Here is a 12,825-nt window from a genome sequence, read left to right as displayed (position 1 = left end):
CAGTTTTAACAATAACGATGATTATAGCCTATTTTGTTAAGATTAAAAAAGAAAAAATAGATATCATTTCTTCGATAATATTTTTGGTGTTAGCATCGCCAGTTACTATCATAGCATTTATTTGGCTATATCAATCAGTAGTCGGGCAGTATTTTAAACTATAGATGTATTTTTACGGTGGTGAAGAGTTTCCTGATTAAAAAGGCAAAGGCTAATATTGATGAACAGCAACCAAAAGATAAAAAATTCTTCTTTGAAGGGGAGTTTGGGGTTGTAGGAGCCTTTAAAGTTGGTAAAAATATGACGGCTCAAATGCTTGGGAAAGCTCATGTTAGTTTTTATCCAGTTGGCGACCAGTTAATTTTCGTTGTAGTTGACAGTAAATCAAAAACGTCTTGGTCCTTAAACCCATTTTCAAAAGGAGAAAGTAATAATGTTCCTCGTGTAAATGGGAAAGGTGGTCCTGAAAGTACAACACACCAAATTTACATCTGGAACTTACCAATTAGAAAATCCGGCTATACCGCCGAATAGTAAATTATCCAAGACCGTTAAACATCTTTTACCTATTTACTGATTTTTTTAACAGTTCTTCGTATGCAGGTCCCTCACGTTTTTGCATACCATCAGAAAGCTTTATTCCGGCTTTCTCAAACTCGCTGATTAATCTTTTATCGAAATCTGCAATGTATGATGCAAATGATATAGAATCTTTTTGTTCAGGAATTGTTTCAAAAGGAACATTCGGTTCTTTAAACCTGTGCAAAATGGCTTGAGTATTATCATTGCCTTCCAAAAGAACTGAGTCGCCGGAGTATGTAATCTTAGCTACATAATCTTTGGTAAGGTATTTTAAGGAATCATTTTCTATTTTATAAGGAAGCCTGAAGCGGCCAACTTTCTGATTATAGAAAACTACATATTGAGAATCAATATCAAATTCACTATATCCATTTGCCTTAGAAAACCGATGCCATTTTCCGATCAGTGATTTTTTATTTCCATCTCTATTTTTAGGATGTGGCGAATCGCAGGCGGGAAGGATCAAAATGAAAAAAGCAAGGAAATAAAGTATAGATCTCATGATAACTGATTGTTAAATAATATTAAAAGCATTTTTAATCCAGGTATTGATCAGAAAGTACCTGCAGTACATACTGCCAGGCCTATTGCCAGGCAGTAATGTGGTTTTGACCAGTTTAACAAATGTTTATTGTGCCCAGATGGTACAGTTAATATTGCCATTCGTATTAGAGCCCCATGTTTCCGAAACCATAATTGCAGGAATATTTAGCTGACCAAGCGTATAGCCGTAACTTTGCCATTTGTTGTAGTGGTTGGCAAAAGTAATGACGTGATTTTGTCCGGTAGAAGTTTTTGTAACCCTGGAGCTATAAATCTGCCTGAAGCCATCACCACCGTCGATATTTTTACCTGTCATCCACCGGGTCCATACATTATAACCTGCTCCATCGGTTTCAAATGTCCCCAGGTAAGTGCCAGTATGAGGTGAAACCGCACCCCAGGTTTCATTCACGTAATATTCATAATAAGGGCTTCTGCTCCATCCGTACCAGCCAAAAGTACCACCTCCGGAGTTTGAATAAGTGCTCAGGTTATATCCTATTTTATAGGTTTTTGACCCTACTGAATAACCTTTACCGCAAGTAAAATTACCGTTAAACCCGTTCCAGTTAATGCTATAATTTCCGCCGGTACCATTGGCGTAATTAACTGTACCAGTTGCGCCGTCACTCTTCCATAGTGACCAAAAGAAGCCGTTATGTGTACCCGATTGGTAGGATTCTACTGTGGCTTTGGTAGAAGGGGGCAGAGCAGTAACTGTCTCGGGCGCCATTTTTTCGTTTTTTTTACAGCCTGTTAAACATGCAGCGCCTGCAAACACCAAGGTTGCAGCCAAAACAAAAGTAACCTTCCTGGTTACACTTGTTAGTGAGTTTTGTTTTTTCATATAATATATTGGGTTAGGGAAGCAAAATAAATGCATTTAGATCTGGGATGTGACTAATAATCAGCAAATTTGTTATACAAATGTTCATACGGTGTTGTCTATTTTGTTTTATAATGCTGTGGTTGTATCTCCTTGCCATCAATGTAAAGCAGATATCCTTAGGGGTGGTCAGCAATAAATTAATGGCTGTAAATTTTCTTATACCCGTGAAAAACTGGATTGTAGAATGGTAGTTCGTGACAGATGGGTTATAATAGCTTTGTAGCCTTTCGAAAAAGGCATACCAATGAACTATTATATGTCTGATATCGCAGTACCTTAGTTATGATAACCGCCTTTAATATATTGGTCTAATATGAAATCATTAAGCAGAGCCAATTTTATTGATTCTCAGCTTTATTGCGCACAGGCTTTGTTTCGACTTTTTGATCTCACAACCTACAAACTCAATGCTTTGTAGCGTTTTAGCAGGCTTTGTCGTTTTCTACTAAACACCGAAAAACGATGAAAAAAATAACACTGCTGGTACTGATGGGTATTACCCTGCTTTCGTGCGAAAAAAATAAAACCTCCGATTGTGGAGAGAAAATGTGTACCGAGCAATTTGTATCAGTAATGATAAGATTTGTGAACAATAAAGGGGAAGCTACCGAAGTAAAAGACTTTAAAGTAATAAACCAACGAACCGGAGAAAAACTACAGGCCAGTTCGAGTATTTCGATTAATACCATACAGGGGGCGTTCGTTGTAGTTGATGATGGCAATATTCAAAGTTTGTCAGAACAGGGCGATGATTTAAAAATTACCGGTACATCAGTAGAAACTGGCCAGACTAAATCTGCGGTGGTTAAAGTAAGTGGAGGCAAGTGTGCGTGTCACATCAATAAAATGTCAGGACCGGAGCAGATTGCTTTCGACTAAAATAAAGATTACTTATAGATTTTGCCGGACTTGGTTTATAGAAGCTGATGTCTTTTTTGTTTTGTGATCTCTGTACTGTGCTCCTTATTTGTATAGTATACCGCCATCAATATTAAATTTTAGGAATTGCTGCACCTGGCTATTATGATGGCAAGTTCTGTTAATTTTTAAATTTATAAGAGCTAAAAAAAGAGGTTGTATCATAAAGGCAATTTCAGTCCAGATGCTGTCATGTTGAGCCTCCCGAAGGATCCTATCGTGTGGACACATTTCTGAATAATTTGTTTCTTTGTTGGATGCAAACAAGAGGTTTTACGAGTTTATCTGATTCAAGGTTAGTTAGTAGGGGTAATAAGAATCTGGATATACTTTTCAGGAACAGTGTCCAGAGCATACGTCAGTTAAGCAAAGATGAGGCTGAGGCGAAGGGCTTCTATCGGTTTCTTGCCAATGATCGGGTAAGTGAGGGGGCTATTATCGCTAATTTATCGTCCAATTGCCGGGCGGCCAGCGATGGGAAGTATGTTGTCTGTATCCAGGATACTACCGAAATAAACCTTGGTAGCCATCGTAACAGGATAAAGAAGGATACTTTTATCGGTACTACAAATGCAAAGGGTGACCATGGACTTGGCTTTATGCTCCATCCAAGCCTTGTACTTGATGCCCATGACGGTACCCCATATGGCTATGCCGATATCAAGGTATGGAACAGGCCGCTGGAGTTCCGTTCAAAATTTGAGCGTGAATACAGCAAATTGCCCATTACTGAGAAAGAATCCTATAAATGGATTGAGGTATCCAATAACACCAAAAAAGTACTGTCTCCCACCGTTGAGGGGATGGTTATCATACAGGACCGTGAAGGGGATATATACGAGCAGTTTGCAGTTGTACCTGATGCAAAGACAGACCTTTTGATAAGGGCCAGGACCAATAGAACCCTAAAAGATAAGAGTAAACTGTTTAACTGCCTCTCAGATCAGCAGTCACAGGGTGATTATGAAATATTGGTGGATGCCAAAGGGAAAAGGCCAAAAAGAAAGGCGAAGATAGAGATCCGGTACAAGGAAGTAGAAATATGCAAAACTGATGCTACCAGCAAAGGAGTATATTCCAGTACCAAGCTTTATTTAATAGAAGCAAAAGAAGTAGGCTATAGCGGTACAGATAAGATATGTTGGAGACTCTTGACTACCATAGTAGTAACCGAGCCGTCCATTGCCAAAATGTGCATAGAGTGGTACAGCTGGAGGTGGACAGTAGAGGAAGTGTTCAAGATACTCAAAAAAGAAGGGTACAATATTGAGGCCAGTGAACTGGAATATGCCTCATCAGTTAGAAAACAAAGCCTTATGATCATGGAGGTAGTGATAAAGCTGTTTCTGATGCGTCTGGCATATGCCCAGCCAGAACTGGCAATTGGTGCTGACACCTGTTTTAACAGTGAGGAACAGGAATTCATGGAACAACAGATTGTCAGGCTTGAAGGTAAAACCGAAAAGCAGAAGAACCCATACAAGCCAAGAGATTTGAAAAGATACGTATGGGTACTGGCAAGATTGGGAGGCTGGAAAGGTTATGAAAGTAAGCGAACACCAGGAATAACAACACTGTGGATAGGACTAAGGTATTTTAGAGCAGCAAAAGAAGGATGGGACACATATAAAGATGTGTCCACACGATAGGAAGGATCGGGACAAGTAGTCAAAACACCTTAAAAAGTATTTAAATAGGCCCTTCGACAGGCTCAGGATGACAATCTATATTTATGATACAACCTCTTCATTAATTTATTCCGAGAATAATTTTAATCCAGCAATGTCCAGGTCTTTCTGGCCTGTACCTGCTGTACCACTTGCTGTTCGGCAACTACAATATTTTCTTTGCGTTGCCCAATATATTCTAATCCGCTCAATTTATTCCAAAGCGCTACCAATACGCTCATAAACTCGTTGGCCATTAGCATACTATTATTAATTTGTTTATGATCATAAACCAGTTCGATGGTTTTGGCTAAAAGTTCTTCAAAGTTTCCGGGGGTTACATCTTTCCACTCGTAAAAATACTTAAGCAGCTCTTCCCTTTCGCGGGGATCAATCAGCTTAATGGCCGTAAAAAAGATGTGCGCCAGACTGGAGAAATAACCAACTAAAACGGCTGGCGATTCGCGGTGTGCAATGTTTCTGTACTCGTAAAATAAACCTGCAATGTAATCTACAATTTTCTCCGAGATTAAACGGATGTTTTTACCTAATGGGGTGATATTATCGCGCCCTCCCGTTTTATCAATAATTTTAAAAGCCGCCAACTGTAAATCATTTAGTAAAACACTAAAAGATTCATAATATCTAATCAGTGCTGGATGACTGGTTATGGTTGCGCTTGGCGGTATATAATTGTTGTTGATCGTTAACCTGCCGTTTTCGTAATAAACCTGGCCAATGGTGAGGAAATAACTGTCGGCTGTTTGCGTGCTTACTTCGCTTTCGGGTAAAACGGCAATAGAATAGCTTTTTGCCAGCTCCGGATAACGGATAGGGCTTTCTTCAGGATTTGGTGTGCCTGTTGGAATGCGGTTAAATGGGCTCACCACCAATAAAATAACATAGTTTCGGGGTTCTGACTGGCCAAAATAATGGTTGTGAACCAGCGTATCCATCATTTGATCTGACTGTACAATATCAATGTGGCAGCCCTCTGGCGTTACGGCATTACAGTACCTTACCCTAACTTCGATGTGATTAGTGGCTTTTTCGATGATCTCAATATCATGCGAACTTTTATAACCTGTAAATGGCGGCAGGAATCCGTAATTACTATTGTTCAGTTGTAGCGATACCGCATCCCGTACAAAATCCTCTAAATAGAGGTCGCTTACTGTAAAATGATCACTAGAGAGCTTCATGCCATTAATCCAGTTAATGGATTTATATTTTAGCGGCTTTATCATGGTAAATGTTTTTATATAGGTTAGATAAAGATAGCACTTTCTCCAACTTCATTAGGCTTATTTACATTTTCTGAAACGCGTTTAGCATAAATCGTCATTTTCTCCGTAATGCCATTTTCTATAATATCCAGGTCTGGATCAATAAAAATATTGCGTTTAAAAAAGGAGGTTTTAATAAAGAAAATCCATTTGTAATTCTCCTGGTCGTCGCCTTTAAACTCCACCGGGCTTTTGGCAAACTTCAGGTTATAATCGTCAATAAACTTATGAAACCAAATGCCGAAATTCATGTTTTCTACTGCCTTTACTTTTACTTTAAGCGGCTCGGGATCGGTACTTTTTTTATACAGTTCTAGTTCCAGTACCAGTAGCCTGTTAAAATCGACATGGTCCATGTTGATGTCTAAAGGGGTATCGGGATATTTCCAGATTTTGTAGATTTCTGAAGGAATACCAAGCAGTGAAACATAAGCCCACCAAAAAATAAGCGGAACAAAAAAGCAAGTGATGCTGCCTGCACCAAACCAGCCGAAATTTACCGAGCTTAACCAGTTAAAGGCCAGTTGGAATAAATAAACCGCTAAAATAGCCGAAATTAAAGTGGCGAAAAAGATAAAAACCTTGCGCTCCAGCACATCTTTAGGGTAGTATTTCGTTAACAGATACACGAATATGGCACCCATTAAAAGGTAAAAAATGCAGCAAATAATATAACCCCAGGGCATAAAATTAAAGTTCAGAAAACCTAAGAAACCTGGAGCAGCTAAAATAATACCGATGAGCAGAACACTTACGATAAGTCTTTTGTTATTAAGAAACTGGTTCTTTTTATTGATGATGGAAAGTACTGCCGTTGAGACTACGAAGATCAACGGGAATAAGAGAAAGCGAATAAAAAATGATTGAACGTCCATTAATTTTTATAGATGTGATGTACTACAAATATAGTATCTTTAGTATTTGATTATAATCCTAATTTTTTTCGATAATATAAATTTAACCTATAACAAATAAGCAAGCTTAAAGTTTAAATGAAAAAAGGAACTTTGATTAATAACGAACTCTTTACAGATTATAAAGCGGTGGCTCATGCTGCTGACTTAATAGAGCGTAAGGTGATAGATGCCGATCGCATTGAGGTTATCCCTATTGGTCCGGATAAGCGTGCTTTTGCAAAGGATATTGAAAATACAACGATCTACTATACGGAAAAAAGAAGGCACGATCGTATCCGCATCAATACCAATAGAGAGAGTTTATACGATATGCTGCCCGAAGGGCTTTTTCACAGGCCACCAACAGGCAGTGCAGGGATGGATGAAGAATCTATGATTAAGGATATCAGAGATAGGAGAGAAGAAGAAAAGCAGGCCAGATTGTTTTTCACTCCCTTTGATGCCGAAATTAATCATGTAAGGATTATGACCGAGCTTTATGAAAACAGGCTCGATAAAAAAACTACTTATTCGGATTTAAGCCAGATCTTCGAATTCGGCTGGGATGAATTTAACTTATTGAATAAAGAACAGAGCATCATCTGGATGCATTTACTGCCCGAAATCCAACAAAAAAGAAATGATATCGCTTTTGTATCTAAAGTGCTTACCGCCTTGTTTAATTTACCGATAAACCTTATTGATACCACTGCTAACATTAGCCCGTTAAAAATTGCAGATGAACTGCAGATGCAACTTGGCGCCAGCGCCCTGGGGATTGATACCATTATTGGCGATAGTTTTATGCCGGAGCACGAGGCCTATAATGTTAATATTGGTCCCACTACACCTCAAGAATTGATTGGCTTTATTCCAGGCCAAAGGAACAGGGTCATTTTGGATATGGCGCTGAGTTACCTCATGCCGCTTGATGCGGAAATAAATGTTGATTTGCTTACCGCAACCGATTTTCAGGAAACCGTATTGAGTGCAGATGGAGAAAGCGCTTATTTAGGGTATACGGTATATATTTAATTGCGAGAAGGAACAATGAAGCAATCTCTTTCGGCTTACTTATAAATCATAAAAATAATTGCATCCGGGTTATTTGAAAACGAGCGGTTTGTGGTTCTTGGCATTTTCAGTCCCGCTTTTGGTTCGAGTTCCGATGAAGGATCGGAAGCTCTTCCCGACAATCGGGTTTATCTCACTTAGACTACTGCAGGAAACTCAAACCTTTCATTCATCAATAATGAAAACTGGCTATTGTAAACAAACCAATGTTAACTAAACCCGACAGTAGCGGGCATCCCGATTATTTTCAATCGGGATAAAGCGAATGGCGGGACTACAGCACCTATGAAATGCTACCCTTTCATTTCCTAACTTATAAATGACGATAATCTAAAGAGATTTATCTCCTAAAATTCTCTTGTCATTTTTACTAACTGCTTACAAAACAGCATATCCATCTTAGAACTTTAAACCATTTTGTACACCGTTGGCTTTAATAATAAGCGATAATGCACATTCATGGTGCTCCTTAAATTTAACTTAGCCAAAGTAAGGCCAAGCAGCTCTTCCCAGTCTTGCACGGTGAGTTTAAGGTTATCTGCCGGCTCAATTATAATATCGGTGGTTTTAATAAATCCGGCATTGGGCCTGTTATCCATCACAATGCCTTTGGCTAAAGTAATGCCTTTAAGCTTTTGTCCCAATTCGTAACGGCAAAAGTTAATCACATCTGCTTTGGTAATAATTCGATCTGCAGTAGTTAGCCCATACTTATAAGCCTGAACGCGGTTGGTCGCATTTAGTCTGGTGCGGCCACCTTTTGTTTGACTTAATAAAAAGATGCTTTCTGCATTAACTTTATTATTATCGTAAACCGCTAACCGGCTGCCCGCATTAATGTGGTTAGCCTCTTCAGCCTGTGTAACCCAAATATCTAAAAACAAAATATCGGCGTCATCAATCGGTTTTAATACAATATAGCTGGGTAATTCTTTGATGTCTTTTAATGCCGAACGGCTCTTTTGTTCAATAAGGGCAATGTTTTGCTCTAAATTTTTAAGCATAGTACTTAAAAAATCGGGACCATAGGCAGAAAAAGAAGCCTTTTCATCCCTCAGCAGTTCAAACAGATAATCGACCAGTTCTTTAGCATTTCTGGTGTCGAAACGCTCGGTGCCACCATATCTGATCGAGAATGAACCATCACCCTTATCGTTCTCATTGGTATATGGAATTTCGTTATAACTTTTGCCTTTATTGTCTTTCAGGTTTTCTACAGCCAGCATTTGGTCCATCGCTTCGGTTTTAATGGGGATGATATTATTCATCGTTTTAAGCCGGTGTTTGATCTGGCTTAACCTTTTATTCACCACCGGAAATGCATTGATGTAGATATGAAGCTCATTCAGCATTTCCTGATTGATGGCAGCAGGAAAAACCACTTTAAGCCATTTTACTTTTTCATCAATCTGGTTTAATCCCGCTGGCTGAAAAATATTTGCAAAAGCAGCTGGCAATTCTTTGCTTTCATCAATATTAAAATCGTTGAGATCGCCAAGGGTAATAAACCTGTTACTGTAAAACTGGAGCACATCAGCCTTAATCAGATGAAGCAATTGTTTATGCTGAAAGGGCGCTTCCTGTTTCCCTGTTAAAGGCTCGTCCATAAAACGTTCGGTATAAGCACTAAGCTCATTGTCTTTGTAGAACCATTTTCCTAAGGATAACAGATCGTAAGTGTTCTCAGGCACCGAATAGTTTTTCCAATCAAAAAATAAATTTAGTTTATTAAAATCCATCCAGTTTTTTATCCCGTTAAAACCAATGTAGATGGTGTTTTTTTCTATGGTTGATCCAGGCAATGTATTTAAAATAGGCTGCTTGCTCAATTGTTCTACATCAAAAAGGGTAGTTCCGGTAGCAATATATTTTATGGCAGCATTTTGAACTTTTATTTGGTGTAAGGGGCTGAAGAAAATATCAATTTTTTTTGCCTTATCATTTTCTTGCTGAATATTTTTCTTAAAAGCGAACTGCGTATATGGCGAAAGGTAATCTTCATCTTCGATTGGCCTGGCGTGGATAATGGCGTGTGCAGGCAACGATGAAGTTAAATGATCGGGCGCTAAAATGCGGCTTATCTTATCGAAAATTCTATTCTCAAGATTTTTAACATCGTTGGCTACATTGAAAAGTTCGTTACTTAAAGCCTCAATAATCAATTTTACAAGCGGATCAAAATCATTACTATCCTTAACGTTCCAAAAATCTTCGGCATTTTTTAAAATTCTGTTCCGGATCTCATCTTTTGATGAATAAAAAACTGGTTTCATGTGTAGAATATTTTGGGCGTTTTAGATTAAGTAGATAGTGGGCTAAGAAATAAAGCGGTGCTGAAAAAATATTTTTCTCCTGTGGTTTTTATTAGTGCTCTAACACTAATATCTACCTTTTTTTTGATCTCGGTTATCTTACGTAGTGGATATACATTTTCTACTTCAGTAATACGCACTTCTACCTCGGTATTATATATCCTAAATTCATAGTCAGTAATGGATTTTAGCAACGATTTGCGGAATTTTTCCTCCCAAATGCTCTCGCTCACGATTAACTCAAAATCAAGATCCCATATTTCACATCCAAAATCATGGTGGAATCTATGCTCCCCAAACCGGGTAAAAATAATCAGTTCTATGTGGTTGGAAATCGATTTTCCGAGGTCAGTTGCCTGTAGGCCAGCACCTGAAAAGATGGAGTTAAATCTGAAGGGTTTGTTGAAAAAATTTTCAGACATAGATGTTTGGCTTAAAGTTTGTTAAAAGTAAAAGAAATAAAATCGTTTTAATAACCAAACAACAAATATTAAAAATTGTTATAGTACAATGTTAATTTGAAAAGGTTTGTGTGATTTTTAGTGTGGTTGATTGTCGGATTAATTATATACTATTGCTATGTGAAACTATTAAATCTATATGAAACCCATTAACGCCGCCGAAATCAGGAATTCATATACCAAGTTTATCCTAAACTTTGTTTTCCTGACACTCTTTTCTATTCTTTGTATTTACCTCTTTTTCGCAGCTTCTGATTACGAGTACACTTTACTCGACAAAAAGGTAAAAGAAACTGAAAAGCTATCCTATTTACGAAAAGATATCAATACCAATTTCGACCTTATTTTAGTTCGCTTTAAAGAACTTGCCCAATACCGTGATTATAATGCAAATGAAATGAGCAAACAGAGCATTTTGCTTGGAGATATTCAAACGGCTAACAATAGGATAAAAGATTTAATTACGAGGAAGACCGAAGCCAGCCCAAGTTTCGATCTGTATGGAAAACTCAATAACAATGTTGGTGCAATGGCCGATTTACAAGATTCTCTGATCAAATCCAGAGGTGATATTCAAAGATATAAGGAACAAATAAACGACTGCCATCGTGCAAACCAATCTGCAGCTAATAAAATTAGAAATGGTAGGTACGGCCGATAATTAAAGATTATGATAAAACTAAGCATAAAAGAAAGACGGGAACAATTCTTGTTTTTTTTAGCCCTATTTGTTTTTACTGTCGGGCTTTTAAGTTTTGGCATTTTTTACAGCGGTACATCGCGCTACGAAATTTCTAAAGAAGAACTTGAAGTGAAGATTAGTGAAAACGAGGCCTTTGAAAATATGGTGAAAGAAACCATGCCCACTGTTGATACCACTTTTAAACAGATTACACGCTATAACCCAAATGTACAGGCGGTATTTTTAAAGAATGATATTCAGCTTTCATTAGGATCGATTAAAGCTGCATTTGATCGTAAAGCATCCGATTCAAGATACAAGATCTTCGTTCAAACCTCACAATTGTACGACAGATTATTTTATGATAGACAAGAACAAAATAGAAATATTACAGATATCGAACTGCACAAAAGACAATTAGACGACTGCATTACCAACAGACGTCAGCTGCAGCAAACCATATCTGCAAGATAAACATCTCACAACCTATAAAAACGCTACCTATGTCTGACACAAACACCAAGCAAGTTAACTCAAATTCGCAAGGCTATGTTATTCTTTACATTCTTTTGGCTGTACTGCTCTTAACAGGCCTGATTTTCTTATTTAAAAGCTCTTTGTTCGAAAAAAGGGCCATTGACGCCAGAATCCTTAAAGATGAAATTTATTTAAACGAGGATTTGGTTTTTACTGATAATACGCCAAAAGCCACTAAGTGGTTATGGGAATTCGGTAATGGCGAAAAAGCGACTACAAAAACCGGTTCCTATCATTACACCAAGCCCGATACTTATATTGTACGTTTAACGGTAGATGGCGAACTTCGTCAGGAATTTCCAATTACCGTGCGCGATACGGTGAAAGCAGCAGTTATCGATAGTGTACTCACCATAAGCGGACCAACTGCAGGTCTGGTTAACGAAGAAATCAGGCTGGAGGGTGATGGCGAAGGAAAAGATTTCGAATGGTCTTTCGGCGAAACCGGCCGTGTAGATGTTAAAGGAAAAACCGCCTTATACACTTACCGCGCACCAGGGAAATATGTGGTACGCCTTCGGTCGGATAAAGCACGTAAGCCTGCTTTTTTAACCATTCTAATTACCGATCCCAATGCCGAAATAGTGGAAGATCTGGTTGCGCCAGGCGATGGAGAACGTAAAACCATTGATGATATCAGAGCCCGCTTACAGGCCATAGCAAATGGTGCCGATTTTAACTCCAACTATTATTACCTCGTTAATAAATACATGTGCAACAACGAAAAAGTAACGGTAAATGTAGAGATGAACGGGAAGAAAAAGCAGACTGATATTTACTCTTATTGCATGGGCCTAACTTTTGGCGGCGAAATAGCAGTTGATGAAGCGCAGTTAACCATTAAGCCAAATTCTACCTGTGCCAGTTTGTTAAACATTAAGCAACACTCGGGAACAGCCCAGCCTGCAGCAACAGCAACTACTGATGCTCCGGCGAAAACGAAATAGATTAACCTCTGAACCTAATTTTAAAGCTCAT

13 protein-coding genes are annotated in these 12,825 nt (G+C 38.3%); 7 read left to right on the top strand and 6 right to left on the bottom strand.

The genetic code is table 11. From position 1 onward, the window contains the following. Window positions 1-180: 180 nt before the first annotated feature. A complete protein-coding gene (locus QF042_RS00530) occupies window positions 181-534 on the top strand; it encodes a hypothetical protein (RefSeq protein WP_307524271.1) in 354 nt (117 codons plus the stop codon). 28 nt (window positions 535-562) lie between these two features. Here QF042_RS00530 and QF042_RS00525 read toward each other — a convergent pair whose 3' ends face one another. After that, complete coding sequence (locus tag QF042_RS00525; RefSeq protein WP_307524269.1) at window positions 563-1,084, bottom strand: hypothetical protein; 522 nt, start codon at window positions 1,082-1,084, stop codon at window positions 563-565. A gap of 126 nt (window positions 1,085-1,210) precedes the next feature. After that, the gene (locus QF042_RS00520; protein ID WP_307524267.1) at window positions 1,211-1,972 is read right to left on the bottom strand and encodes a glycoside hydrolase family 11 protein; all 762 of its coding nucleotides are present in this window, start codon (window positions 1,970-1,972) and stop codon (window positions 1,211-1,213) included. 504 nt (window positions 1,973-2,476) lie between these two features. On the opposite strand from QF042_RS00520, the gene QF042_RS00515 reads away from it, so the two are divergent. Together QF042_RS00515 and QF042_RS00510 are read left to right on the top strand one after the other, a co-directional pair. After that, the gene (locus QF042_RS00515) at window positions 2,477-2,893 is read left to right on the top strand and encodes a hypothetical protein (protein WP_307524265.1); all 417 of its coding nucleotides are present in this window, start codon (window positions 2,477-2,479) and stop codon (window positions 2,891-2,893) included. 296 nt (window positions 2,894-3,189) lie between these two features. Then, window positions 3,190-4,581, top strand: coding sequence for an IS4 family transposase (locus tag QF042_RS00510; protein ID WP_307524263.1), 1,392 nt, complete (start codon window positions 3,190-3,192; stop codon window positions 4,579-4,581). Between the two features lie 122 nt (window positions 4,582-4,703). Here the strand turns inward: QF042_RS00510 and QF042_RS00505 are convergent, their stop codons facing one another. Then, window positions 4,704-5,846 carry a hypothetical protein gene (locus QF042_RS00505; protein WP_307524261.1) on the bottom strand — a complete coding sequence of 381 codons (1,143 nt, stop codon included), beginning with the start codon at window positions 5,844-5,846 and terminating at the stop codon, window positions 4,704-4,706. Between the two features lie 20 nt (window positions 5,847-5,866). Beyond that, a complete protein-coding gene (locus QF042_RS00500; RefSeq protein ID WP_307524259.1) occupies window positions 5,867-6,760 on the bottom strand; it encodes a TssN family type VI secretion system protein in 894 nt (297 codons plus the stop codon). Window positions 6,761-6,877: 117 nt separating this feature from the next. Between QF042_RS00500 and QF042_RS00495 the strand changes: the two genes are divergently transcribed. Further along, window positions 6,878-7,816, top strand: coding sequence for a type VI secretion system baseplate subunit TssG (locus QF042_RS00495; protein WP_307524257.1), 939 nt, complete (start codon window positions 6,878-6,880; stop codon window positions 7,814-7,816). 446 nt (window positions 7,817-8,262) lie between these two features. Here QF042_RS00495 and QF042_RS00490 read toward each other — a convergent pair whose 3' ends face one another. Further along, complete coding sequence (locus QF042_RS00490; RefSeq protein ID WP_307524255.1) at window positions 8,263-10,128, bottom strand: hypothetical protein; 1,866 nt, start codon at window positions 10,126-10,128, stop codon at window positions 8,263-8,265. A 26-nt stretch (window positions 10,129-10,154) separates the two neighbouring features. After that, entirely contained in the window at window positions 10,155-10,589 is a 435-nt protein-coding gene (locus tag QF042_RS00485; protein ID WP_307524253.1) for a GPW/gp25 family protein, read from the bottom strand. 178 nt (window positions 10,590-10,767) lie between these two features. Here QF042_RS00485 and tssO (QF042_RS00480) point away from each other — a divergent pair, with 178 nt between their 5' ends. From tssO (QF042_RS00480) to QF042_RS00470, 3 genes are read left to right on the top strand one after another with little or no spacing between them, the layout of a single operon-like run. Next, on the top strand, window positions 10,768-11,289 hold the full coding sequence (tssO, locus tag QF042_RS00480) for a type VI secretion system TssO (RefSeq protein WP_307524251.1): 522 nt from the start codon (window positions 10,768-10,770) through the stop codon (window positions 11,287-11,289). 9 nt (window positions 11,290-11,298) lie between these two features. Further along, complete coding sequence (tssO, locus tag QF042_RS00475) at window positions 11,299-11,784, top strand: type VI secretion system TssO (RefSeq protein WP_086548625.1); 486 nt, start codon at window positions 11,299-11,301, stop codon at window positions 11,782-11,784. Window positions 11,785-11,813: 29 nt separating this feature from the next. Further along, complete coding sequence (locus QF042_RS00470) at window positions 11,814-12,794, top strand: PKD domain-containing protein (protein ID WP_307524248.1); 981 nt, start codon at window positions 11,814-11,816, stop codon at window positions 12,792-12,794. Window positions 12,795-12,825 lie beyond the last annotated feature (31 nt).

It is taken from the genome of Pedobacter sp. W3I1, from assembly GCF_030816015.1.
Taxonomy (GTDB): domain Bacteria; phylum Bacteroidota; class Bacteroidia; order Sphingobacteriales; family Sphingobacteriaceae; genus Pedobacter.
The sequence above is the reverse complement of the archived record's forward strand: the minus strand, read 5'-3'. Positions and strand labels throughout refer to the sequence as shown.

Coding starts and splice junctions, on each gene's coding strand:
- QF042_RS00525 (WP_307524269.1), bottom strand. CDS start 1,084: ATGAGATCTATACTTTATTTCCTTGCTTTTTTCATTTTGATCCTTCCC.
- QF042_RS00520 (WP_307524267.1), bottom strand. CDS start 1,972: ATGAAAAAACAAAACTCACTAACAAGTGTAACCAGGAAGGTTACTTTT.
- QF042_RS00515 (WP_307524265.1), top strand. CDS start 2,477: ATGAAAAAAATAACACTGCTGGTACTGATGGGTATTACCCTGCTTTCG.
- QF042_RS00510 (WP_307524263.1), top strand. CDS start 3,190: ATGCAAACAAGAGGTTTTACGAGTTTATCTGATTCAAGGTTAGTTAGT.
- QF042_RS00505 (WP_307524261.1), bottom strand. CDS start 5,846: ATGATAAAGCCGCTAAAATATAAATCCATTAACTGGATTAATGGCATG.
- QF042_RS00500 (WP_307524259.1), bottom strand. CDS start 6,760: ATGGACGTTCAATCATTTTTTATTCGCTTTCTCTTATTCCCGTTGATC.
- QF042_RS00495 (WP_307524257.1), top strand. CDS start 6,878: ATGAAAAAAGGAACTTTGATTAATAACGAACTCTTTACAGATTATAAA.
- QF042_RS00490 (WP_307524255.1), bottom strand. CDS start 10,128: ATGAAACCAGTTTTTTATTCATCAAAAGATGAGATCCGGAACAGAATT.
- QF042_RS00485 (WP_307524253.1), bottom strand. CDS start 10,589: ATGTCTGAAAATTTTTTCAACAAACCCTTCAGATTTAACTCCATCTTT.
- tssO (WP_307524251.1), top strand. CDS start 10,768: ATGAAACCCATTAACGCCGCCGAAATCAGGAATTCATATACCAAGTTT.
- tssO (WP_086548625.1), top strand. CDS start 11,299: ATGATAAAACTAAGCATAAAAGAAAGACGGGAACAATTCTTGTTTTTT.
- QF042_RS00470 (WP_307524248.1), top strand. CDS start 11,814: ATGTCTGACACAAACACCAAGCAAGTTAACTCAAATTCGCAAGGCTAT.